39 protein-coding genes are annotated in these 20318 nt (G+C 67.9%); 38 read left to right on the top strand and 1 reads right to left on the bottom strand.

Translation table 11 applies throughout. The features are described 5' to 3' along the window. Nucleotides 1-3: 3 nt before the first annotated feature. The 37 genes from BM223_RS27650 (at nt 4) to BM223_RS28745 (ending at nt 19687) form a co-directional block, all read left to right on the top strand. Entirely contained in the window at nt 4-183 is a 180-nt protein-coding gene (locus tag BM223_RS27650; protein ID WP_141267747.1) for a hypothetical protein, read from the top strand. After that, nucleotides 183-728 (top strand): hypothetical protein, encoded by a 546-nt coding sequence (locus tag BM223_RS27645; RefSeq protein WP_038676852.1) that lies wholly within the window; start codon nt 183-185, stop codon nt 726-728. The genes BM223_RS27650 and BM223_RS27645 overlap by 1 nt, the downstream gene beginning before the upstream one ends. Nucleotides 729-879: 151 nt before the next feature. Continuing rightward, nucleotides 880-1074 carry a hypothetical protein gene (locus tag BM223_RS27640; RefSeq protein WP_038676850.1) on the top strand — a complete coding sequence of 65 codons (195 nt, stop codon included), beginning with the start codon at nt 880-882 and terminating at the stop codon, nt 1072-1074. Then, on the top strand, nt 1074-1226 hold the full coding sequence (locus tag BM223_RS29425) for a hypothetical protein (RefSeq protein WP_158510172.1): 153 nt from the start codon (nt 1074-1076) through the stop codon (nt 1224-1226). The genes BM223_RS27640 and BM223_RS29425 overlap by 1 nt, the downstream gene beginning before the upstream one ends. Next, complete coding sequence (locus BM223_RS28145) at nt 1223-1966, top strand: DNA cytosine methyltransferase (protein WP_052138225.1); 744 nt, start codon at nt 1223-1225, stop codon at nt 1964-1966. The genes BM223_RS29425 and BM223_RS28145 overlap by 4 nt, the downstream gene beginning before the upstream one ends. A 49-nt stretch (nt 1967-2015) precedes the next feature. Continuing rightward, complete coding sequence (locus tag BM223_RS28140) at nt 2016-2522, top strand: hypothetical protein (protein WP_141267749.1); 507 nt, start codon at nt 2016-2018, stop codon at nt 2520-2522. Further along, the gene (locus BM223_RS27630) at nt 2519-2893 is read left to right on the top strand and encodes a hypothetical protein (protein WP_052138223.1); all 375 of its coding nucleotides are present in this window, start codon (nt 2519-2521) and stop codon (nt 2891-2893) included. Before BM223_RS28140 ends, BM223_RS27630 begins: the two co-directional genes overlap by 4 nt. Further along, entirely contained in the window at nt 2887-3369 is a 483-nt protein-coding gene (locus BM223_RS27625; RefSeq protein WP_141267751.1) for a hypothetical protein, read from the top strand. The genes BM223_RS27630 and BM223_RS27625 overlap by 7 nt, the downstream gene beginning before the upstream one ends. Before the next feature lie 15 nt (nt 3370-3384). Continuing rightward, nucleotides 3385-3747, top strand: a complete 363-nt coding sequence (locus BM223_RS27620; RefSeq protein WP_141267753.1) for a hypothetical protein — start codon at nt 3385-3387, stop codon at nt 3745-3747. Between the two features lie 120 nt (nt 3748-3867). Continuing rightward, nucleotides 3868-4278 (top strand): hypothetical protein, encoded by a 411-nt coding sequence (locus BM223_RS27615; RefSeq protein ID WP_038676846.1) that lies wholly within the window; start codon nt 3868-3870, stop codon nt 4276-4278. Then, a complete protein-coding gene (locus tag BM223_RS27610) occupies nt 4275-4514 on the top strand; it encodes a hypothetical protein (protein WP_038676844.1) in 240 nt (79 codons plus the stop codon). Before BM223_RS27615 ends, BM223_RS27610 begins: the two co-directional genes overlap by 4 nt. After that, nucleotides 4511-5209 (top strand): hypothetical protein, encoded by a 699-nt coding sequence (locus BM223_RS27605; protein WP_038676842.1) that lies wholly within the window; start codon nt 4511-4513, stop codon nt 5207-5209. The genes BM223_RS27610 and BM223_RS27605 overlap by 4 nt, the downstream gene beginning before the upstream one ends. After that, nucleotides 5206-5559 (top strand): hypothetical protein, encoded by a 354-nt coding sequence (locus tag BM223_RS27600; protein WP_038676841.1) that lies wholly within the window; start codon nt 5206-5208, stop codon nt 5557-5559. The genes BM223_RS27605 and BM223_RS27600 overlap by 4 nt, the downstream gene beginning before the upstream one ends. Next, a complete protein-coding gene (locus tag BM223_RS27595; RefSeq protein WP_038676840.1) occupies nt 5556-5801 on the top strand; it encodes a hypothetical protein in 246 nt (81 codons plus the stop codon). The genes BM223_RS27600 and BM223_RS27595 overlap by 4 nt, the downstream gene beginning before the upstream one ends. 223 nt (nt 5802-6024) lie before the next feature. Next, nucleotides 6025-6666: a hypothetical protein gene (locus BM223_RS27585; protein WP_038676839.1), complete on the top strand. Its 642-nt coding sequence runs from the start codon at nt 6025-6027 to the stop codon at nt 6664-6666. Next, nucleotides 6659-6937 carry a hypothetical protein gene (locus BM223_RS27580; protein WP_038676837.1) on the top strand — a complete coding sequence of 93 codons (279 nt, stop codon included), beginning with the start codon at nt 6659-6661 and terminating at the stop codon, nt 6935-6937. The genes BM223_RS27585 and BM223_RS27580 overlap by 8 nt, the downstream gene beginning before the upstream one ends. Then, nucleotides 6934-7926: a hypothetical protein gene (locus BM223_RS27575; RefSeq protein ID WP_038676835.1), complete on the top strand. Its 993-nt coding sequence runs from the start codon at nt 6934-6936 to the stop codon at nt 7924-7926. Before BM223_RS27580 ends, BM223_RS27575 begins: the two co-directional genes overlap by 4 nt. Next, nucleotides 7919-8068, top strand: a complete 150-nt coding sequence (locus tag BM223_RS29420; protein ID WP_158510171.1) for a hypothetical protein — start codon at nt 7919-7921, stop codon at nt 8066-8068. The genes BM223_RS27575 and BM223_RS29420 overlap by 8 nt, the downstream gene beginning before the upstream one ends. After that, nucleotides 8065-8361 carry a DUF7352 domain-containing protein gene (locus BM223_RS27565; protein ID WP_038676831.1) on the top strand — a complete coding sequence of 99 codons (297 nt, stop codon included), beginning with the start codon at nt 8065-8067 and terminating at the stop codon, nt 8359-8361. Before BM223_RS29420 ends, BM223_RS27565 begins: the two co-directional genes overlap by 4 nt. Beyond that, nucleotides 8358-9251 (top strand): hypothetical protein, encoded by an 894-nt coding sequence (locus tag BM223_RS27560; protein ID WP_038676830.1) that lies wholly within the window; start codon nt 8358-8360, stop codon nt 9249-9251. Before BM223_RS27565 ends, BM223_RS27560 begins: the two co-directional genes overlap by 4 nt. Continuing rightward, on the top strand, nt 9248-9646 hold the full coding sequence (locus tag BM223_RS27555) for a DUF6221 family protein (RefSeq protein ID WP_038676828.1): 399 nt from the start codon (nt 9248-9250) through the stop codon (nt 9644-9646). The genes BM223_RS27560 and BM223_RS27555 overlap by 4 nt, the downstream gene beginning before the upstream one ends. Nucleotides 9647-10085: 439 nt before the next feature. After that, nucleotides 10086-10247: a DUF7302 family protein gene (locus BM223_RS29415; protein WP_158510170.1), complete on the top strand. Its 162-nt coding sequence runs from the start codon at nt 10086-10088 to the stop codon at nt 10245-10247. A gap of 101 nt (nt 10248-10348) precedes the next feature. Then, on the top strand, nt 10349-10768 hold the full coding sequence (locus BM223_RS28750) for a phage terminase small subunit (RefSeq protein ID WP_038676825.1): 420 nt from the start codon (nt 10349-10351) through the stop codon (nt 10766-10768). Further along, nucleotides 10749-12500: a hypothetical protein gene (locus tag BM223_RS27545; protein WP_038676822.1), complete on the top strand. Its 1752-nt coding sequence runs from the start codon at nt 10749-10751 to the stop codon at nt 12498-12500. Before BM223_RS28750 ends, BM223_RS27545 begins: the two co-directional genes overlap by 20 nt. A 6-nt stretch (nt 12501-12506) precedes the next feature. Beyond that, entirely contained in the window at nt 12507-13901 is a 1395-nt protein-coding gene (locus tag BM223_RS27540; RefSeq protein ID WP_052138220.1) for a phage portal protein, read from the top strand. Further along, complete coding sequence (locus BM223_RS27535) at nt 13885-14586, top strand: VG15 protein (protein WP_052138219.1); 702 nt, start codon at nt 13885-13887, stop codon at nt 14584-14586. Before BM223_RS27540 ends, BM223_RS27535 begins: the two co-directional genes overlap by 17 nt. Before the next feature lie 50 nt (nt 14587-14636). After that, nucleotides 14637-15131 (top strand): hypothetical protein, encoded by a 495-nt coding sequence (locus tag BM223_RS27530; protein ID WP_052138218.1) that lies wholly within the window; start codon nt 14637-14639, stop codon nt 15129-15131. Between the two features lie 61 nt (nt 15132-15192). Beyond that, nucleotides 15193-16107, top strand: coding sequence for a phage major capsid protein (locus BM223_RS27525; RefSeq protein WP_052138217.1), 915 nt, complete (start codon nt 15193-15195; stop codon nt 16105-16107). Between the two features lie 106 nt (nt 16108-16213). Then, nucleotides 16214-16582, top strand: a complete 369-nt coding sequence (locus BM223_RS27520; RefSeq protein WP_143128566.1) for a hypothetical protein — start codon at nt 16214-16216, stop codon at nt 16580-16582. Further along, the gene (locus BM223_RS27515; protein WP_141267757.1) at nt 16582-16971 is read left to right on the top strand and encodes a DUF6093 family protein; all 390 of its coding nucleotides are present in this window, start codon (nt 16582-16584) and stop codon (nt 16969-16971) included. The genes BM223_RS27520 and BM223_RS27515 overlap by 1 nt, the downstream gene beginning before the upstream one ends. Continuing rightward, the gene (locus BM223_RS27510; RefSeq protein ID WP_052138216.1) at nt 16968-17360 is read left to right on the top strand and encodes a hypothetical protein; all 393 of its coding nucleotides are present in this window, start codon (nt 16968-16970) and stop codon (nt 17358-17360) included. Before BM223_RS27515 ends, BM223_RS27510 begins: the two co-directional genes overlap by 4 nt. Beyond that, nucleotides 17357-17719, top strand: a complete 363-nt coding sequence (gp17, locus tag BM223_RS27505; protein ID WP_038676817.1) for a tail completion protein gp17 — start codon at nt 17357-17359, stop codon at nt 17717-17719. Before BM223_RS27510 ends, gp17 begins: the two co-directional genes overlap by 4 nt. Nucleotides 17720-17730: 11 nt before the next feature. After that, nucleotides 17731-17952: a hypothetical protein gene (locus BM223_RS27500; protein ID WP_038676815.1), complete on the top strand. Its 222-nt coding sequence runs from the start codon at nt 17731-17733 to the stop codon at nt 17950-17952. A gap of 4 nt (nt 17953-17956) precedes the next feature. Next, nucleotides 17957-18502: a phage tail tube protein gene (locus BM223_RS27495; protein WP_038676813.1), complete on the top strand. Its 546-nt coding sequence runs from the start codon at nt 17957-17959 to the stop codon at nt 18500-18502. Between the two features lie 72 nt (nt 18503-18574). Continuing rightward, nucleotides 18575-18823: a hypothetical protein gene (locus BM223_RS27490; protein WP_038676812.1), complete on the top strand. Its 249-nt coding sequence runs from the start codon at nt 18575-18577 to the stop codon at nt 18821-18823. Next, nucleotides 18816-19370 carry a hypothetical protein gene (locus BM223_RS27485; RefSeq protein ID WP_038676810.1) on the top strand — a complete coding sequence of 185 codons (555 nt, stop codon included), beginning with the start codon at nt 18816-18818 and terminating at the stop codon, nt 19368-19370. Before BM223_RS27490 ends, BM223_RS27485 begins: the two co-directional genes overlap by 8 nt. Continuing rightward, nucleotides 19292-19687 (top strand): hypothetical protein, encoded by a 396-nt coding sequence (locus BM223_RS28745; RefSeq protein WP_143128565.1) that lies wholly within the window; start codon nt 19292-19294, stop codon nt 19685-19687. The genes BM223_RS27485 and BM223_RS28745 overlap by 79 nt, the downstream gene beginning before the upstream one ends. A gap of 10 nt (nt 19688-19697) precedes the next feature. Here the strand turns inward: BM223_RS28745 and BM223_RS27480 are convergent, their stop codons facing one another. Next, nucleotides 19698-19880: a hypothetical protein gene (locus tag BM223_RS27480; protein ID WP_038676807.1), complete on the bottom strand. Its 183-nt coding sequence runs from the start codon at nt 19878-19880 to the stop codon at nt 19698-19700. Between the two features lie 47 nt (nt 19881-19927). On the opposite strand from BM223_RS27480, the gene BM223_RS27475 reads away from it, so the two are divergent. After that, nucleotides 19928-20318: phage tail tape measure protein (locus tag BM223_RS27475; protein WP_075018798.1), on the top strand; the 391-nt coding region annotated here is incomplete at its 3' end.

Below are 20318 nucleotides of genomic sequence, written 5' to 3'. Positions count from 1 at the left end.
AGCATGGAGTACTGCCGTCACGAGAACACGGCACGCGAGATGAGTCAGGTCTGGGACCTCTGGGAGGACTACGAGACCGGCGGCAACGACTATGAGGATCGGGGTCGCCGCCAGATCATCCGGCTCGTTCGCGAGATGCATGACCAGTTCGAGTTCGACGGCACCTACGACGAGGTGGACTGATGGACATCTCCGAGACCCTCGCTCCCAAGTCGGACCAGCTCGACGCGGTTGAACTGGCGGCGGGACCGCGCACCTTCACCGTGAAGCGGGTCGCCGTCAACGCGGCAGCCGAGCAGCCAGTGAGCATCTTCTTCGAAGAGTTCGACCGTCCATGGAGGCCGGGACGGAACCAGCGCCGCGTCCTCGCCTTCTGCTGGGGCAAGAGCCAGAACGACGCCTATGTGGGCCGCCGGGTCACGCTCTTCTACGACCCCGATGTCATGTATGGCGGCAGAAAGGTCGGCGGCGCACGAATCAGCCACTTGAGCCACATCGACGGGCCGATGCAGGCACCCGTGCTGGAGTCGCAAGGACGCCCAGGCGTCTACCCAGTCGACCCGCTGCCCGATGCGCCCACTCCCCCGTCCGAGGCCGCGATCGCCTGCGCCGCCGACAAGGACCAGTTGCGCGAGTGGCATCGACAGTTCCCGACCCTGCGCGAGTCGATCCTCGCCCGGGTTGCCGAGATCGACGCACAGCCAACCGAGGACGGTGCGTCCGAGTGAGCGACGTGGAGTGCCTTTCTTGCGGGCGCATCTTGGGCGAGGGCGAGTCGGCGTGGGCTTCGGACTGGAAGGTGATTGACGTTTCTGAAGCGAAGGCGATCACGCGCATCGTGACGCGCTACACGTGTGATGACTGCGAGGGAGATGAATGATGTCCGAGCAGACGCGGATTGACTTCGCGAACTCGATGCTCGCCGACTGGAACCAGGCCATGGACCAGTTCTTCCGGGCTGTCGATTGTGCCCGCGACCGAGCCGGGATGAACGAGGCGGACACGAAGGCCGCCCTGATTGTTGGCTACGGCTACGAGGTCGCTGACGCCTGGGACGAGTGGGTGAGCGAGTGATGGGTCCCAAGAACGACGCCGCACACGAATCCGCCCACCACCTCAACAACTGGATCGCAGCAAACGGGCCAGCGTGGGCCAACAAGATCCGCGCACTCTACGGCGACTCGGCCGACGACGTGCTCGAGATGATCCTCGGAGACGCAGCATGAAGCCGCGATTGGGCTCCCTGTTCAGCGGTTACGGCGGGCTGGATCTCGCGGTCGCAGAGGTGCTCGACGCCGAGACGGTGTTCGTGGCCGACGTCTGCAAGGTCGCCAAGGACGGTTCGATCGGTCACCACGAGCCCCACCGATCCCCTTGTTCGATCCTCGCCCACCGCTTCCCCGACGCCCCGAACCTCGGCGACGTCTCCCTCATCGACTGGACGCCCTGGCGCGGCCTCATCGACATCCTGTGCGCCGGCTTCCCCTGCCAGGACGTCTCCGTCGCCGGCGGACGAGCCGGCCTCCGCGACGGCACCCGCACCGGCCTCTGGTCGCAGGTCGTCCGCGCCATCACCGAACTCTCACCCCGATTGGTGGTCCTCGAGAATGTCCCCGGAATCTTCACTGCGTCAGCCGCTGGCGACGTGGAACCCTGCCCGGTCTGTCTGGGAGACGGATCAGGAGAGCATCTGCGGGCACTTGATGCCGTTCTCGCAGACCTTGCCTCGATCGGGTTCGATGCGGACTGGACGGTTGTTCCCGCGTCCGGCGTGGGAGCCGCCCATCGCCGCGAGCGGTGGTTCTGCGCTGCCTACCCCGCGGGCCAGCCGTGGATCTTTGAGCACGGAGACGGTCTCACTGTTGCCTACGCCGGGCAAGGCGGACGGGGACGGCGGTCACCTGAGCTCGGAGGGCCACCAGACGACGCTGCCGGGAGTGGCGAGGGACATGGCGCTGTTGCCTAGCCCTCGAACCTCCGACACGAACGGTGCTGGGCATCACGGTGACGGCGGGATGGATCTGCGCACCGCTGTCACCGATCGGCTCTTGCCGACGCCGCGTGCAACCGATGGCTCCAAGGGCGGTCCAAACCAGCGTGGCTCCGCTGGCGACCTGATGCTGCCGAGCGCGATCAACCTGCTGCCCACGCCGACCGCTGGCGACAGCAAGCAGTCCGGCTCTGCGGGCTACGACAGCGGTCACGATGGAACCACCCTCACTGACGCCGCCGTCCGGCAGCCTGATCGTTGGGGCGAGTACGGGCCCGCGATCCGACGCTGGGAGGCGATCACCCGACCAGCACCCGAGCCAACCAAGCTCAACGCCGAGGGCAATCCGAAGCTCTCCGACGAGTTCGACGAGTGGCTCATGGGCCTGCTCGCTGGCTGGATCACCGACGTCCCTGGGATCACCTGGAACGAGGTGCTCAAGGCGTGCGGCAACGGCGTCCTGCCACAGCAGGCCGTCGCGGGTCTGAGGTTCCTGCGCGAGATGGCGCGGTGGGGCCAGGTGGCCGCATGACGACTCTGACGTTCTCGATTCCCAACGACCTGTGGCTGTCGGCAAACGACCGCCGCCACTGGGCTGACAACGCCAAGCGGACACGCGAGCTGCGGATGCTCGGAAGAGCTGGTGTCGTCCGCGCCTTCCCTCGCGGTCTCGGCACCACCCATGTTGCCGCGTTCATCGGCTACCCGCGCAACAGCAAGGCCGACCCGTCCAACGCGTTCCCGACGGTGAAGGCACTGATCGACGGACTGGTCGACGCAGGCGTCTGGCCGGACGACGACTCCACCCACGTCATCGGCCCCACCTACCTCCGCGGCAACAAGTGCGACCCCAACACGCACACCGTCCGCCTCGTTCTCACACCCCAGGAGATCCCGTGGTGACCACTCGACCACCCCGCGTCTGGTCCGACTGCACCGGCTGCGGGAAGCCCACCCAGTCGGTCGTGTCGATCTGCCGGGCATGCAAGGAGTCCGACCCGATCCGACCGACCCGTGCGTGCGTGAACTGTGGCGTCAAGCACCGTTCGACCACGTTCGACACCTGCCCCGGATGCCGTCACCCCAGGGACGGCCTGACGGGCGGCAGGTGGGTCACCATCGCCGGCGTTCAGCGCTGGCAGCCCTGGACCGACGACGAACGCGCCGAACGGATCGCGCGCCTTCCCGAAGCTCTCGCGGAGTGGCGCCGTCAACGTGTGCGAGCGCTGCTCCGCGAGCAGTACGGCGAATCCGGCTGGTGGCACCGTCACGGCGCCCTGTTCGACGACGCACCCGGCGAACAAACCAAGGAGCGCGTGCAGGCGATGGCCGACGACTTCCACCAGTTCGAGAACCGACCAGGCGAGGAGGTGGCGTGAGTGCCGTGGTTCCGCGTGGACGACAACCTCGCGTTCCATCACAAGACCCTGGCCGCCGGGAACGCCGCGATGGGCCTGTGGGTGCGCGCTGGCGCGTGGTCGCAGCAGATGCTCACGGGCGGCTTCGTGCCCGATGCAGTTGCGCAGCAGCTCGGCGGGAAGGCATTGGCGAAGCGGCTTGTGGACGCGGCGCTGTGGGAGCGGCTGCCGACTGGGTACGCGTTCCACGAGTGGTCCCAGCGTCAGCCGGACGCCGGAAAGGTCAAGGAGGCTCGGGCGGCAGAGAGTGCCGCAGGGTCTCTTGGAGCGCACCGCCGCTGGCACATCGGGCGTCGCATCACGGACCCAGACTGCCCCTTCTGCAAGGAGGGAAAGTGATGGGGTTCCGATGGGGTGACCCTATTAGGGGGCGAATGCTCCCGGCCCGGCCCGACCCATATCTATCTAACGCATCGCATTTTCGTAGCGGTAGTAGAGCGATGGGCGGGTGACGATGCGATGCCACTGAACGACCAGGACATCCGAGCCCTCACCTACCTCGCCGGGCGCTGCCGCCCCACCGGCGCACCCCGTTGGGACGACGCCGGGATCGCAGCTGCGATCGCGAAGGTCCGGCACCTGCACCTCGCCGACGTTGCGCTGTCGGTGATCCGGGCAGCGGATGACGCGAAAGCTCAGACCCCGGGCGTCATCGCGAACACGTCGGCGCCGAACTGGCAGGAGCGCGGCACGCGTCCCGTCGCCCATGAGCCCTTCGATCCGACGACGGCGTGCGACGTGTGTTCGCTGCCTGCCCACCGCCACACGAACAACAGCGGACACGAGTTCGTCTCGGTTGCCGACGCGACCAGGACCCGCACCGTCCGCCCGAAGACCCGACTCCCCCGAACCAAGGAGACCCAGCCATGAGCAACCACCCGACGCAGGCCGATGACCAGAACGGCCTGCGGTCCGAGATCAAGCACGCCCTGAACCGCGCGTCGGCCGAGAACGGCTCCGACACCCCCGATCACGTCCTCGCCGACTACCTTCTCGCCTGCCTCGCCGCCTTCGATGCGGCCACGCTGGCCCGCAGCACTTGGTACGGCCATCACCAGCAGATCGGCTTCACTTCCGCTGAGGAAGAGCCGGAGGGCGTTCGATGATGAACTCGGAGGCCCGGAAGCGCGCCGCTGGAATTGCTGCCAGCAACCCGACGGACCACTCTCGGGCCAGGCGTTGGAAGGGCCGACCACGCGACTTTCAGCGTGAGGCACTGCGCCTCTTCGCGCTCGAGCGCGAGAGGACGCTCCTGCCGTGGTCCTACGTGACCCTCGCCTGCGGCATCGAGATGTGCTTGCGAGTCGAGTGCATGACCGTCCACGCGCCCAAGCGAATCGACTACCCAGAATTCGTCTGCATCTACTGCGGACTGCCGGGCGACGGCAAGGATCACCTGCTCCCCAAGCCGAACACGGGCGAGGCGCTGCGCAAGTACGTCCTCGTGGTTCCGTCGTGCGGCGAGTGCAACGGATTCATCAACGACTTCCCCGACCCCCATGTCGGCCGCCGTCGAATCCTCGCCCAGCAGAAGATCGCCAAGAAGAACCGGCATCTGCTGGAGCGCAAGGAGAAGTCCGAGGCCGAACTCAACGAACTCGGTCACGAGCTGCGTTCGGTCGCGATCAAGAACAACAACAAGGCCCGTGGCGTTCGCCTGCGTCTTGCGTGGCCCGATGACCACGCCTACGACCTGCGCGCCTTTCAGCACTCAGGAATCGAGAACCCTGCCGGACTTGGCCTGTGTGATGAGGTCGCGCTCGCCTACTCGGACCGGCCTTACTGGGAGGAAGTCGCATGAGCGAGTCCACCGGAACCCTGGAAGGCGCTCCTGGGGCCGATTCTGAGGCCCAGGCGGCACGAACGGACCTCGCCGACCTCCTCGCCTCCTGGTGCTCCAAGTCTGGGCACAACATGGGGCACCTCCTGTGCGGCGAACTGGTTCACCGGCAGCACTACGAGGAGGCCGACCTGATCCTCGCGTCCTCCTGGCTCGCCGACCACGACCGGCAGATCGCCGAGCGCGCGCTGGCTGAGGCATGGGACGAGGGCTACGACGCACGCGGGGTTGACATCACCAAGGAGGGGCTAACCCACCAGAGCCTCACGCCCAACCCCTACCGCGCCGCACGACAGGAGCAGGACCGATGAGCGCCGACTTCTGGCTCGGCGTGAGCGCCGTACCCATCGGCGCGGCTGCCCTCTCGCTGGCTTGGTGGATCGTCGGCAAGGCGATCGGCCTCCTGAGGTTCCCGATCCTCCGGCTGCCGAGACTGCACAACCCGGCCGCGGTGATCCAGTACCTGGAGAAGTCCCAGGATTCCAGGGCGTTCCAGTTCTCCGTGCCCGGCCTCGTGGTGCTGGTGATCGCCGAGCGGAAGGCCGACCGATGAGCGCCCTCAACCCTTGCCGACGCTGCGGGCATGACGTGGGCCCTGGCTGCCCGCCACGGCCCAACTCGTGCGGCCACTGCCCTCCCGTCCAGTGCTCCGAGTGCCGTGAGCCCGACGACCGAGTCTGCTCGTGCTGGATCTCGCTCGACGGCCTCGGGCTGGCGGACATCAAGGGACTCTTCGCCTCGGCCGAGCTGAGCATCGACACTCCGGAGGCCGACCGATGACCGCCTCGACCGACCTGGACGACACGCTCGCCAACATCCGCGCGAGAGCCGAAGCAGCGACCCCGGGACCGTGGGCGTGGGAGGCAGTGGGCGAGAAGGACAACGGCTGGTGCCTGGGGGTGGTCTGGGATGACAACGACCAGCCGCTCACGGGCCGCATCCAGGAAGGCTCCGGCACGATCATCGACGCCGTCTGCGAGAACGTCGGCGCGAGCCACTTCGCCGACGCCGAGTTCATCGCGCACGCCCCGGCCGACATCGAGCTGCTGCTCACCCTGCACGACCGGGTGACAGCCGACCGCGACCGGCTACGTGATCGAGAGCGCTGGTTCGCGATCAACATCCCCGTCGCGGACGGAGGGCAGTACCGCAACGACTGGCCGGGCGCGATCGAGAACCTCGTCCACCAGCGCGACGAGATCCAGGCCAACCGGGATGCCCTCGCGCACAAGGTCGCCGAACAGCGGGCCGTCATCGCGCGGGTCCGGGAGTTCGCCGACCACCTCGAGTCGCTCGGCACCACCAGCGTCTACGAGTCAGCCGCCGAGATCGGCCAGATGATCCGTGCCGCACTCGACGGCGCCGACACCACCACGACCGACGGCGACGCCGTCCACGAAGGAGACACCCATGCCTGAGACTCCGATCGACCGCACCGAGCCGGCGTACCAGTACGGGCGCATGCTCGGCACCTTCCAGCGGGGCCTCCTCGAGTTCGCTCGGCTCGTACAGGCGGGCTTTGACGAGGGGCGCTACGGCCGCCGCGTGATCGAGCTCAGCGCCCAGGAGCGCGAGCACATCGCCGAGGAAGCCCACCGGCGCCGCCTCGCGGCCGAGCGCCGCCAGGGGCTCCAGTACGTGGACCGCTACGCCGCCAAGGTGCGGGCCGACCTGGGGCTGCCGCGATGACCGGCCTGCACGCCGCGCTCGCCGCGCTCGCCGACGAGTGGGAGACCAAGTACGGCATCCGGTCTGAGGCGCACCGTGTCTTCGGACCCCAGAAGGTCAGCATCGAGTACGCCGTCCGCACCTTGCGCACCCTCGCTGCCCAGCACCTGCCCGTGGCGACCGACAGCACTGAGCACGATCCCGCCCTCGTCGAGAAGGTCGCGCGCATCATTCACCGTTTCGACTGCGAGTGGCACGAGGAATGCTCCGGTCCCAACTTCAGCGACCAGCGGCTCGCCCGCTTCGTGCTGGACGCCGTGGCGACCGGCAGCACGACGGCGGAGATCGAGGACGGCTTCGGCGGATGCTGGCCCACGTGCGGGCCGGGTTGCGACCTGCAGGTCGTGCGCCCCGGCAAGGTCCAGTGCAACCACACGAGCAGCACGTGCCCGGACGCGCTCGCTCCCGAGCCGTCCGACCGGGCCGGGCTGAGCGAGGCGTTGGTGATCAGTCATCCGGGCCAGTGCTGCGAGGGCTACTGCATCGAGGGCCTGGGGTTGCACGCCGCCGCGCGCGACGTGGCCGAAACCCTGGCACGCGCGGTTGCCGACCGGCTCGCGGTGGCCGAGCAGACGCCGGACCTCACGAACGAGTACGGCGACCTGGCCGTGCGGTGCGCTCGCGAGCGCGACGAGCAGCGTGCCCGCGCCGAGGCCGCCGAGCAGGAGGCCGCCACGCTGCGCTCCCAGGTCGCGGCGGCGTGGGCACTCGTCGAGGAGTGGCAGCCGAAGGGCCAGCCGGGCGTCATCGGCTGGTTCCCGGACCCGCACGCCCACGCCCTCCGCGCTGCTCTCGGCAACTCGGCGCAGGTCGTCCAGCAGATCAAGGCGACCGCGCTGGAAAAGGCGGCCGACGCGATCCAAGCCCTGCACCCAGGCGAGGTCAAGAACTCAGTGACCTTCCTCCGTGAGCTCGCTCGCCGCGTGCGGGACGGCGGCGACCATGGCTGACATCCCGGACAACACGCCCACACGAGCACGCCTCAACCCGCGGCACCGATGGCCCGAGGTCGTCGCCTACCGCCTCGGCACGGGGATGGTCTCGATGCTCACCGCAGCCGCCTGGATCATCGGCGAGGGAGACAAGCCGTGACCGAGACGCCCCTCGAAGAGCCCGCGCCCTACCGCCGCGCCACCCGCTGGGACATTCCTATCGACGACAACAACCACCCCATGGGTGCCGGCCCAGTCCTCCTCATAGCCAACAACCTCGGCCTCGTCCTTGAGGTCTGGACCGAGGAGAACACCCCCCAACCCGAACCCACCCGAACCGTCCGCACCGTCGCCAGCACCGACTTGATCCCCAACGGCTACGAGCACCTCGCCAGCGTCACCAACGGCCCCGGCCTCGTCTGGCACCTCTACGGAACCACGGAGGCAAAATGACCGACCTCGGATTCAACGAACTCGTCGGAACCCCCATCACCAAGGTCGCCCGCGACCTCACAGAGATCACCAAGCTCCACGAACAGACCCTCGCCCAAGCCATCCAGAAGGCCGGCGCCACCATCGACGGAACCAGCCTCCCCGGCGGCGACGCCATGGTCGCCCTCGCCCACGTCGCCGACCCCGAAACCAACGAGCGTCGCGTCGGACTCGCCGAAGAACACCACATCGCCACCTGCCTGCGCACCGACCACACCCGCTGCTGGACCGGCTCCGAGGATGAGGACGCCGACCATGAACCCGTCCTGCAAACCCTGCTGTTCTGGTCCGAGCAGTGGCGCAACGAGAAGGGCTACCCGCTCGAAGGGCGGCGACCAACCGTGGCGAGCGAAGCCAACCTCATCCGGTCACTCCTCGACTGGGCATGGGACAACGAGATGGCGTGGGACGACTTCGCGCGGGACATCCGACAGGCACGCGTCCGGAGCGAAGACCTGCTGTACGCCGGAGCCAGGCAGGAACGGACCCGGATCACCTGCAACCACTGCGACGCCGGACCGAGGCTGCTGCGCCTCTACGGACCCGAGACCGACGGAGGCGGCGACCGGTGGAAGTGCCCGGCATGCAAGGTCCGGCTCGACGCCGACGGAGTGCGCGACGCCCACGCTGCGATGCTGCGGTCCGAAGGCGCTGAGAAGTGGATTCCCCAGGCCGACGCCATCGGTACGCTCAAGGCCCAAGGTCGAGCCGAACGCACCATCCGCAAGTGGCTCGCCGACGGGGAAGGCGAGTCGTACTGCGACCCCGTCACCCACGACGTCTACTGCTGGTGGCCCAGCCTGTGGAGGAAGCACCTGATGACCAAGACGCGGGAGAAGAAGACGGCATGACCATCACCGAGTTCCTGCTGGCCCGGATCGCCGAGGATGAGTCCGGCGCGCGGAAAGCGGGGACCTACTCAGCCCAGTGGTCAGTCGGAGACGAGTTCAACGAGACGGTCCTGCTCGCGGCCGACGACCAGTTCGGGCACACGTTCGACTCGGCGTATGGGCAGATCGCGCCGCACATCGCCAAGTGGAATCCCGCCCGCGTGCTGGCCGAGTGCGAGGCCAAGCGGCTGGCGATCAACGCCGCGTGGAACGACCACGAGCGCATCGAAGGCGAGTGGGGAACCTGCAAGAGCATCGAGCAGATGGATGCGCTTGGCGACGTTCCCGAGGTCGTGACTGCTCTCGCCTCGGTGTACGCCGACCACCCGGACTACCGCGACGAGTGGCGCGCCTGATCGGTTGGCGTGATTCAGTCGGGAGACTGTGGCACAATTCCTTATGCCGGCTTCTCGCTGCGGAAGCGTCTCTAGAAGTCGGCAGCCACGACCTCGACTCGATTCTCGCGAGCCGGGGTCGCTGCATGTTCGGGGGTGCGACGTTGGCTTGGTCTAGCAGTGATCGACGCACGCGACTCCCCAACGACTGGCCCAAGAGAGTCCAGGCCACCAAGGAGCGGGCTGGCGGACGGTGCGAAGGCATCAGCCTCCGAGGCGAACCACGCTGGCATGTCGACACCTGCGACGGACGCGGCGCCGACTGCGACCACGACAAGCGTGGTGACGACCACGGCCTCGCCAACCTGCGATGGCTGAGCGGACCGTGTCACACAAAGAAGACCCAGCTCGAGAAGCCCAGCCGCATCAGACCGCGGCGCACACACCCGGGAGAAGTGCGATGAAGATCCGCTACATCGACGGCAAGCGCAAGGGCGCCGAGGCCGACGTGCTCGACGCGGCAGGCAAGCGCCTGATCGCGTCCGGGCTCGCTGAGGAGGTCCAGGCCGAGGCGAAGAAAGCCCCTGCCAAGAAGGCCGAGGCGAAGGCATCTGACGGCTGACGGGTGGGGGGTGGCCCCGACTCAAGCGCCTCGAGCAGGACCGAGGGCATAGGGCCTGACGGTCTGTACGAAATCGAAACCGGGGGCGGGAGGCGAGTTCAATGCCCGTTGCTGGTCGTAAGCCGAAGCCCCAGGGGCAGGCGGTCAACCGGAACAAGCCGGCTCACGAGTGGACCGAGGTCGCCAACGTCCCGTTCGAGTCCGCTCCCCCGTTGCCCGAAACGAAGCCGAACGGCGATCCGTGGTCATCGAGCACCCAGCGGTGGTGGACGGCGATCTCAACGATGCCACACTGCACACTCTGGGCCGACTCGGACTGGATGTTCGCTGAGCACACAGCGCGCCTGGTTGCCGCCTTCGATGCCGGTGACTTCAAGCAGGCCACCGAGATCCGTCAGCGCGAGAAAAAGCTCGGCGTCACCGCCGATGATCGGCGCGATCTCCGCATCCGCTACGTCGACCCGAAGCCCGAGACCGAGGCCGACAACGTGACCAGCCTCGATGACTACCGCGACCTCTGATCTGCTCCTGCCGGGCTACTGGATTGACGAGGCCACTGGCGCCTGGTGCACGCTTCCGTGGCCGACTGACCCGGATGAGCGGATGGCGCTGGTCTGCTCCAGCCTTGGCCCGGCGATCATCGACTGGTCCGAGGGTCGCACGGAACTCCCTGGCCTGATCCACTACATGACCGGCCAGCCGTGGCGCTGGACGGCGGGGCAGAAGCGGTTTCTGATCCTCTGGTACCACGTCAACGAGGACGGCCGTTTCACCTACCGCTCGGGCGCCAAGCGCGGCGCGAAGGGCACCGGCAAGGACCCGACGGCTGGCGGAATGTGCAATACCGAGCTTGTCGGGCCGGTCGAGCTGTACGACTGGGATGACAAGACAGGCCGCCCGATCGGTCGCCCTCGCGGCTTCCCGTTGGTGCAGGTGATGTCGAACTCCGAGGCGCAGTCGAAGGACGTGCTCCGGGTCGCGAACGCGATGTGGTCCCGCGAGGCCCGGGAGTTCTACGACCTCGACTGCGGCGAGACCAGAACCGTGCTGCGTTCCAACGGCGGGCGGTTTGAGATCCCGCCGTCGTCGGAAGCCTCAGGCGAGGGCGACCCGGCAACGTTCGTCGCACTCAATGAAACGCACCACATGACCGAGACCTCCGGTGGCCAGCGTGTCGCCGCGATGGCCCGCCGCAACGTCGGCAAGTCGCCGGCCGAGATCCAAGCCCGTCTGTGCGAGTTCACCAACGCGCACAAGCAGGGCGGGGGGTCGGTGGCCGAGTCCACGTTCGAGGAGTTCCAGAAGCAGCAGGCGCCCGGGTACCGCGGTAAGCGGGACCTGCTGTATGACTCGATCGAAGCGCCTCCGGCAACCGACATCCTCACCGCCGAGGGCCGTATGGCTGGCGCCCGCGCCGCCTACTCCGACGCCCCGTGGGCAGACCTCGAGCGCATCTGCGACGAGATGATGGACTCCCGAACCACCGTCGCGGACACGATCCGGTTCTACCTCAATGGCCTCGCCGCCGAAGAAGACGCCTGGGTCGAGCCGACCAAGTTCGATGACCTAGCCCGTGCTGACGTCGCGATCGCCGATGGCGACGAGATCGCGATGTTCCTCGACTGCTCCAAGTCCGAGGACGCGACCGGCCTTGTCGGCTGCCGACTCTCTGACGGACACGTCTTCCAGTTGGGCGTCTGGCAGCGCCCCCGTGGCGCTCGGGGCAAGGGCTGGCTCGTCCCCCGCGCTGTCGTCGATTCCACCGTCCGCGCCGCCTTCGACCGCTACTCCGTCTCCTGGTTCGGCGTCGACCCGTCTCCAGCTCGCGACGACGAGGACGAAGCGCTCTATTGGGGCCAGCTCATCGACGACTGGCACCGCGACTTCCGTGACGGCCTCGCGATCTGGGCCACCCCTGGCGCCAGCGGCCACGCCGTGAAGTTCGACATGCGACTCTCTCAGCGCGGCGGCGTCGAACGCAACAAGCAGTTCACCGAGGCTGCAATGCAGGCCGCCCAGGACATCGACGAGGACGCGGCCCTGACATGGGACGGCTCCTCGATGCTCCGGCTCCATGTCCACAACGCCCGCCGTCGACCGAACCAGTGGGGCGTCTCGCTTGGCAAGGTCACCCGCGACTCGAGCAAGCTCGTCGACCTCGCGGTGTGCATGGTCGGCGCCCGGATGGGTCGGCAGATCGCCCTCAACTCGACCAAGAAGCCCGCGAAGAAGCGTTCAGGGAAGGTGTGGTGATCTGACGTGCCGCTGTCCCAGAACGACGTGCGCGAGCTCGTCCGCGACTCCCTGTGGGAGCAGTGGGCCGACGAGAAGAAGAAGCTCGACAAGATCGACAAGTGGTACCGCTGGCAGCACGAAGATCCCCGCCTCCCCCGCGGTGCCACACAGGAGCTCAAGACGCTGATCGAGCTGTCAAAGACCCCGTGGCTGGGCCTGGTGGTCTCCACGATCGCGCAGACACTCTACGTTGACGGATACCGCTCGCCCGAGCAGGCGCAGAACTCCGGCGCATGGCGGACATGGAACGCCAACGATTTCGACCAGCGCCAGACCGCCGTTCACCGCGCCGCGCTCGCTTACGGCTACTCCTACGTGCTCGTCACGCCCGGCCAGGACGCCAATGGTGCTCGTTCGGTAATGCGGGGCGTCAGTCCGCGGAAGATGCTGGCGGTCTACGCCGAGCCAGAGTCCGACGACTGGCCGATGTTCGCCATGCAGGTCACCCCGCAGCGCGCCGGCTGGATGGTCCGTCTCTACGAGGAGGGGGTCGTCCACTTCCTCTCTGTCGACGGCGCCGGCACCCCGACCTACCTGGAGTGGCGCGAACATGGCTCTGACGTCTGCCCTGTCGTCCGCTACACCAACGATCTCGACCTCGACGGACGCGCCCCGGGCGAGGTCGAACCGCTGATCCCGCTCGCCGGCCGAGTCGACAAGACCGCCTACGACCGGATGCTGACTCAGCACTTCAACTCATGGAAGGTCCGCACCGTCGCAGGGCTCGCGGAGTTCGCCGACAACGATGAAGAGGCGAACCGCAAGAAGCTCAAGCTGCGCCAGGACGACGTGCTCGTCGCCGAGGACCACGACACCAAGTTCGGCACCCTCGACGAGACCCCGCTCGACGGGTTCATCTCCGCGTACTGGGCCGATGTCGACACCCTCGCGGGCATTGCCCAGGTGCCTGCCACAGCGCTGAACGGCGGCAAGGTCGCCAACCTCTCTGCAGACGCGATCGCCGAACTTCGAGCGGGCCTAACCCAGAAGGCGTTCGAGCGGCAGGTGTCGTTCGGCAAGTCCCACGCGCAGGCCCTTCGCCTCGCCGCCGCCCTTGAGGGTGATACTGCCGCGGCTTCCGACGTCATGGCCCGCGTCACCTGGCAAGACATGCAGGTCCGCTCGATGACCCAGGCTGCGGACGCCCTCGGGAAGTACGCCACTATGCTCGGCGTCCCGCCCGAGGCGCTGTGGTCCCGCATCCCGGGCGTAACGAAGTCCGATGTCGACGAGTGGCAGTCCATCGCCCAGCGCAGTGCCGCTCGCGAGCGTCTCACGGCCGTCGCCGAGGCTGCGGCGCAGGCGCGGAGAAACCCGCAGGTCGCCGACCTGATGCGGCGCCGTGGCAACGCTGACTGAAGCCGAGGCGCACCGCGCCGCGGTCGAGGACATCGCCACGCTCGCCGTTGCCGAACTTGTTAGGGAGTGGCCTGGGCTTCCGATCGACGACCCGATCGCGCTGGCCGGACCGCTCAGAGACCTGACCCGCGACCTTGTCGACGACTTCTCGGCCATGACCGCCACCATCGGCGCCGACTGGTACGAGGAATTGCGCAACGATGCCGAGATTCCTGGCTCGTTCACCGCCAGCCTCGCCCCGCCTGCGCCGGACGAGCAGATCGCCGCATCCACCGCATGGGCCGCCAGGGGCGCTTTCGTCGACTCCAACAAGGCCCTCGGTGACGCCACGGCTTTCCTTGACCGGATGATCGCCGACCGCGACCGAGTCACTATCGAGATCAACGTCGAGCGAGACCCCGCCGCGCCGCGGTACGCCCGATACGCCTCCGCGAACGCGTGCGCGTTCTGCGCGATTAACGCCCTGCGCGGCCCCGTGTACCGCTCCGAGAACTCCGCTGCCGGCAAGTACCACCAGCACTGCCGCTGCGTCGCCGTTCCCGTCTGGAATCGCGATGCCTACGCGGAGGCACCCTACGTCGCCGCCTGGCGCGACGCCTACTACGACGCGACCGCCACTCTTGGCGGCGCCAACGACTCGAAGGCCGTGCTGGCGCTCATGCGCAAGACGGCCGGCCTTCGCTGAACCCCCGCCACCCCGCATGGGGGGCGACTTATCCCGCATGGGAGACCCGCATGTCGAACGACCCCAACCCCACGCCCGACCCCACGCCGGACCCGGACCCTGCACAGGACCCGGCCCCGGCAGCCGAGGACCCGACCGACTGGAAGGCCGAGGCGCGTAAGTGGGAGGGCCTGGCGAAGAAGCACAAGTCCGCCGCCGAACGGCTCCAGGAGCTCGAGGACAAGGACAAGACCGAGGCCCAACGCCTTACCGAGGACCGGGACTCGCACAAGACCCGCGCCGACCAGGCCGAGGGCGAGCTGATGCGGCTCCGCGTCGGACTCGCCAAGGGACTGACCGAGGCGCAGGCACGCCGACTCGTGGGCTCTACCAAGGAGGAGCTCGAAGCCGACGCCGACGACCTGCTCGCCACCTTCGGCGGCAAGTCCGACGACAAGCCCGCACCTAGTCGCCGACCCACCGAGCACCTTCGCGGTGGCGGTGACCCCGAGGAAGACCCCGAGGTCGACCTCCGCAAGATCGCCGACCAGATCCCGCGTCGGTAACCACTCCGCACGGCCCCGCCACGGGCCGCCCGCGGTCCATCCCTCGACCTAGGAGGTCATCGTGGCGAACACCTTCATCAAGGCCACCCAGGTGGTCCAGATGGCGCGCCTGCTGCTCCAGCGGGAGATCGTGCTGCCCCGACTCGTGTGGTCGGACTTCACCAAGCAGCAGTTCCAGTACGCCGCCAACGACACCGTCTCGATGGTCGTCCCGGCTCAGTTCGACGCCCGCACCCGCGTGCTGCGCTCGACGACCGCGCTGACCGCCGACGACCTGACCGAGACCAAGGTTGACGTCACCCTCGACACCCACGTCTACAAGCTGCTCAACATCACCGACGAGCAGCTCACCCTCGACATCCGCGACTTCGGCGTTCAGGTGCTGCAGCCGCAGATGCGGTCCGTCGCGGAGGGTCTCGAGGACGTCATCGCCACCGAACTGGCCGCAGCCACGCCGGCCGCGACCGTCGACTTCGCCGAGGGCACCAATGACCCGTACAAGGTCGTCCTCGCCGCCCGCAAGAAGCTGAACGACCTCAACGTGCCCCGGGCCAACCGGGTGCTCGTCGTCGGCTCCTCGGTCGAGCTCGCACTCCTCGAGGACGACCGCATCAGCAAGGCGCAGAACTCTGGCGACGCGATCGCCAGCGACGCGCTGCGCGAGGCGTCGCTCCCGCGGATCGGCGGCTTCACCATCGTCGGCTCCAACGCGCTGGGCGAGGACGAGGCCTACGCCTTCCACCAGACCGCGATCGCCTTCGGCGCCTTCGCCCCGGCGATCCCGACTGGCGCCGCGGACGGCTCGCAGGTCTCCGAGGAGGGCATCGGCCTGCGATACCTGCGCGACTACAACCCGACCAACAGCACCGGCCCGGTCGACCGCTCCCTGGTCGACGCCTTCGCCGGGGCCACGTCGGTCGAGCAGGGCGGCTCCAACAAGCGCCTCGTCGCGATCAACTTCACGCCCGCGGTCTGATCGGAGCAGTCCAATGGCACAGCCGCCGTTCGCAGAGGTGAGTGACCTCGCCGCATGGGTCGGCCAGGAGATCCCTGCCGAAGACCCGCGGGCGACGGCTGTGCTGTTGGCTGCCTCGCAGGTCGTGATCGCCGAAGTCGGCCCCAAGGTAGCCGAGGACTGGGCGGAAGTGCCCGGTGACGTCTCGGCGATCACCGTGCAGGTCGCAGCTCGCGTCTGGTTCAACCCTCAGGGGCTCATTGCCGACTCCATCGACGACTACTCCCGTCGCTGGGACCAGGGCGGGGAGTCGGGGATCTACCTGACCTCGGGCGAGCGCGACCTCCTGTCGAAGTACCGCACGAAGGCCAAGGGCCTGTGGGCCCTCGGCACCACTCGGGGCGACGACTGCGCCGACCAGTACCTCGACGTGGTCAACGCCGACACTCCCGGGACGCTCGAGGAGCCGATCCCCTTCCTGCCGCCGGGGGCGTGATGGACGACGTCCTTACTGCCGGGCGCGCACTCGCCGAGGCGCTGATGACCGACACCTGGGCCATCGGTGCCGACCTCGGCTGGTCAATGGTCGACGGCGTTGAATTCCGGCAGGTGGCGCCACTCTTCACGACCAAAGCCCGCCTCCGCGAACGTGGCAACGTCGTCCAGGAGGCTCAGGTTGGTGACCGCACCGCGGTCGAGACCAGGCGCGAGCTGCACATCCCCTGGAACTCCCCAAGTGCCCCGGTCAACGCGGTCGCCCAGTGCACCGCCGTTGGCCGGCTGTCCGACCCGACTCTGCTCGGCACGATCGTCCGGCTCTCTGGCCCGGCGCCCGGCTCTCAACAGACCGCGCGCCGCCTACAGGTTGTGGAGGTGCTGACATGAGCTTCATCTCCGGCGACGCCTCCGAGATCTACAAGCTCGGCGCCGACCTCGCACAGGTTGGCGCGAAGTCGATCCCGGCCGTCCGGCAGGTCATGTCGGATGCGGGCGACGCGTTCGCCAACGAGTGGCGGTCGAACGCCACAGCAACTTCCGGCGAGCACGGCAAGCACTACCCCGCGAGCATCACCGCCGAGCTGGCGTTCTCGGTGACGAGTGTGGCCGTTGACGTCGGCCCCGAGTCCGCTCGCAAGCAGGGCAGCATGGGCCGCGGCTTCGAGTTCGGGTCCGTCAACCAGCCGCCCCACCTCGACGGCCTCCGTGCGCTCGACGGGATCCAGGCACGCGTCGATCGGATGCTCGACTCCGCGATCGGCCACCTGTTCCCGTGAGCGACATCGCCGCCCTGGTCACGTTCCTGACGGGTGGGCCACTCGCCCGCGTCTACCCAGCCAACGCCGTGCCCGAGAATCCCGACTACCCCTACGTCGTGCTGTCGCTGGCACATGCCGCCCCGGGCCCCGCTACGAGCGACGGACACAAGTCGACGCCGAAGCGGATCGTTGCCCGAGCGTTCGCGCGCACATCCGACGGACTCGAGGAAGTCTGCGCAGCCCTCGACAGCCGGCTCAACGGCCGCGCCCTGCCTCTCCCCGGCTCCCCTGTTGCCGAGTTCGAGATGTCAACCGACGTCGACCGGGACGCAGCAACCGCAGGCGTCCTCGGCTCCCTGATGACCTACAAGTTCTAGGAGGCCCCGCCATGGGTCACATCCACGTCCGCGACAAGCAGACCGGACACGAGTACGCCGTCCCCGAGCACCTCTTCAACGACGAGGCGCACGAGAAGACCGGGAAGCCGGTCCGCGACGCCCACGGAGACCTCGTGCAGCCCAAGTTCCGCACCGCACTCGGCACCCCCACCAAGCAGGCCGCCAAGAAGGCGTCCGAGAGCGGCCAGAAGGCCGAAACCGAGAAGGAGTAAGCACATGGTCGCCCCGTCCAAGCCTCAGAAGGTCCAGGCGAACGGCAAGGACTCGTGGTTCTGGGTCCCCGCCATCGCGAACATCCAGACCCCCAAGATCACCGAGATCAACGCCGTGTCCGGCGTGAACATCTCCTGCTACCTGCTCGCCGAGCAGGAGGGCGTCACGTCCACCACGGAGAAGGTCCGCCTCGCTCGCCTTCTCTGCGAGACCTCCACCACCGAGGGCCTCGGCGAGCAGACGTGGAGCCTGGCCGACATCACGGGCGTGTTCGACCCCCAGGCCGCCGCCGGCTCGCTCGGCAAGAAGGCGTGGGAGCTGTTCCAGGACCCGGTCAACCCGGGCTACCTGGCCCGCCGTCAGGGCGTTGTGGCCTACCAGGACACCCCGGAGGCCGCCGTGGGCCAGTTCTTCGACATCTTCAAGGTCGAGGCGTCCCAGGCGACCCCGGGCAAGACGGCCAACGACGCGTCTGGCATCTACAGCTTCACCGCTGGGGTGGCGCTGCTCGACCAGGCGTTCAACGTCGCGGCTGTCGCGGGTCCCTGATCTGAACGACCCCCGCCCGTCCTGCCGAGTGGCGGGCGGGGGTCCCACTCGGCAACTCGGCAAGGAGTTCTCATGGCAACAATCAAGGTTGCGCCTAGCGGCGCGATCGAGGCGGTCTACATTGACGGCCTCGACATCACGAGCCACATCCTCGCGAGCCCAGCGCCTGTGATCACGGCTACGGGAGACGACCCGGGTGGCATCTGGGCTCTCGACCTTCGGATTGCCCTGGAGCGCCCTCGCAAGGCTGCGAAGCCGAAGGTCGAGCGCGTGGGCACCATGGATGTTCGCGCAATCTGCGAGGAGTCGGACGATGAGTGACGTCAAGGTCATCGACCTCCTGTCCGAGTCCTACGCAGAGCGTCTCGACGTGCTGTGGCGGGCGGTCGACGAGGCCGCGAAGAACGAGGACCGGCTCGCAGGAAGTGAAGCCGCGTCAGGGCGCACCCTGGACGAGGGGATCTCGGACTCGGTGCGACTCGCCGAGCAGTACGAGGCCCTGCGCGCCGAGGCCATCGAGGACGCGAAGGCAAACAGCCGGCACGTCGAGATGCGTCTCGAGCGCAAGGCGTGGCGCGAGCTGAAGGAGAAGCACCCGCCCCGTGTTGGCGAGGAGCACGCGAAGGAAGACATCGACTCGGACCGGGCTGCCGGGCTGAACGTCGACACCGCCTCCGACGACCTGCTCTACGCCGCGATCCAGGTCCCGGAGTTCTCATCGCGGGCGGCGTTCGACGAGTGGGCAGACAAGCTCACCAACGGTCAGTTCACGACCCTGACCTTCGCCGCTTGGGAGCACGCGAACCGGGCACGGTTCAACCCAAAAGCGCTGCCCGCCTCGCTGACCCGGAGTTCCGCCACGAACTGACGGTCGCCAAGGCGTGGGGCTACCGGCTCGACGAGTGGCGTGCGCTTCCCGACGACGACCGAGACCTGCTGACGTCCTTCGAGCGGGACGTTTGTCCCAGTTGCGGGAACCTGCGGTCGACGTGCTCCGACCCGACGATCGACTGGCACCCGCGCACCTCGGTCTGTTACGCGACCGCTGCTGTCCAGTGGGGCCAGCGCAGGCTGCAGAAGAAGTGGGGCGACAAGGCGGCCGAGGATGGCGCCTCGCCCCTGGATGGGGTCGCGATCTATGCGACCGACCAGGCGCCAGAGCCGAGCGAGGACGAGTTCGCCTAGCCGGGAGCGACTACTCCTTCTCGTCGGACGACATGACGGCCATTGCGAGTCCCGCGAAGCCGCAGAGTCCGGCCACGACGGCAATCAACGCGAACACGCCACTGATGTCGTTCGACCGCGTGGCGATCCAAATCAGGCCCGCGCACGCCGCCACACAGAGGGCAGCTATCGGCAGTCGGAACTCGTCGTTCATGCCCCAAACCTACAGCCGATCGGAGGACTGCGTTGACGGACCGGTCCGTGGTGTACAGACTTCGGGCGGAGGTTGGCTCCTTCCGCGCCTCCCTCGCTCAGGCGAGCGCTTCGACGAAGAAGTTCGGCGACGACCTGCTCGCGATCGACGCCAAGGGCGACAAGATGCGCCGGGGCCTGTCGGGCATCGCCGACGTCGGCGGCAAGGTCGGCCTGGTCGCCGCGGGAGGTCTTGCTGCCGCGACGAAGGCGGCCGTTGACTGGGAGTCCGCGTGGGCGGGCGTGCAGAAGACGACCGACGGCACCGCTTCGCAGATGGCGGAGCTTGAGGGTCAGTTGCGCGAGATGGCTCGGACGATGCCTGCTACCCACCAGGAGATCGCTGCAACCGCGGAGGCTGCGGGCCAGCTTGGCGTCGCCCGCGAGGATGTGGCGGCGT

This window comes from Pimelobacter simplex (genome assembly GCF_900114845.1).
GTDB lineage: Bacteria > Actinomycetota > Actinomycetes > Propionibacteriales > Nocardioidaceae > Nocardioides > Nocardioides simplex.
The sequence above is the reverse complement of the archived record's forward strand: the minus strand, read 5'-3'. Positions and strand labels throughout refer to the sequence as shown.